The sequence below is a fragment of the Clostridium sp. AF19-22AC genome, assembly GCF_003479085.1.
Taxonomy (GTDB): domain Bacteria; phylum Bacillota; class Clostridia; order Lachnospirales; family Lachnospiraceae; genus Faecalicatena_A; species Faecalicatena_A orotica.
This window is the reverse complement of the sequence record NZ_QUGN01000062.1, coordinates 1-1166: the sequence shown is the minus strand read 5'-3', so window position 1 is coordinate 1166 and position 1166 is coordinate 1. Positions and strand designations below refer to the sequence as shown.

Genomic DNA, 1166 nt, shown 5'->3' with positions numbered 1-1166 from the left:
AGTAGTCTTGATTGACTACATCATTATTATACTAGGAGGAGGTTATATGCGAAAACAGGATACGTTACTTTTGATGATAGCAGTCAGCGGAGAAATGCCGGCAGACCTTGCTGAACACATCATAGGATCTGTATCCTATACCGCTGCGGTTATTACCAGGCTAAAACAAGAGGGATATATTTCTGTGCGAAATAAAGCCGGGTATAAAGGATATGTGCTGCGTGCAAAGGGTAAGAGATATGTCCTTTCACAATATAGTGAAGATGCTGCTTCTTTTTTACAGGGGTCAGTGGAGACAAACCATGTGAAGACGGAAATTGAGAAACGTCTCCGTTTGCACCGGATGAGCAAGGTATGGGTCTTTCTTTGGAAGACGGGTATTCCTATCTTCAGAAGCCAAAAACCGGAACTGTTTTGTTCCGATTCTGAAAATGGGAGGGGGCAAGCGGCATATTACGGAAGTTTGGAGTTTAAAGGATTGACAGATGCAATCAAAGGCTCAAGAGCTTGTGGGATTATGCTGTCCGGGGAGTCCGGCTATATTATTTATCACACGCTGGCACAGAAAATGCGGTGGGCGAAGAAAATGGAGCGTTCCATGCGAAGCTTTGTAGAACGAGAATGTATGAAAGCTGGTGCACTCAAAAGGATAGATGCGGTCATTATGGGGGATACCATAGAGTTTTTAGTAGAACTTCTGGAAAGTGACGGTGGTATAAAGGGGAACCTATTTCAAGTAGACGATATTTACGAAAATTATTACTACATTCCCACCATTGAGAGTGCAAAAATCCAAGTGAAACTCTTAACAGACAAAGAAAAGCAAATCGGACTGTACCGGTTCTTATGTGGAATACTGGAACAACCGGGAACCCGGGAATACCAGGTGAGTGCAGGGACAGATCAGACAGGGAACCCGGTCTATTTTTGTTACGAACTGGAACTTCGGCATCTGTTACGGGTAAAACAGGAGTTGGGGTGGAAAAAGCAGGGAACCATTCTGTGTTTTTCTTATCAAAAATCTATATTGGAATACTATTTTGGGAAGGAGGTGTCATATCTTGAAATTTTAACAGAAAAGGTTATGGAATATTTAGAAGGATTGTAATACTGTCCTTCATGCGGTGAAGTCCAGCTAATAAATGTCAATAGTTAAATGAAAAAAT

Annotated in this window: 1 protein-coding gene; it reads left to right on the top strand. The window is 41.9% G+C overall.

The features are described 5' to 3' along the window. The first annotated feature begins 46 nt into the window (after positions 1-46). Positions 47-1108 (top strand): hypothetical protein, encoded by a 1062-nt coding sequence (locus DWX43_RS26750; protein WP_118623120.1) that lies wholly within the window; start codon positions 47-49, stop codon positions 1106-1108. The last annotated feature ends 58 nt before the right edge of the window (positions 1109-1166 follow it).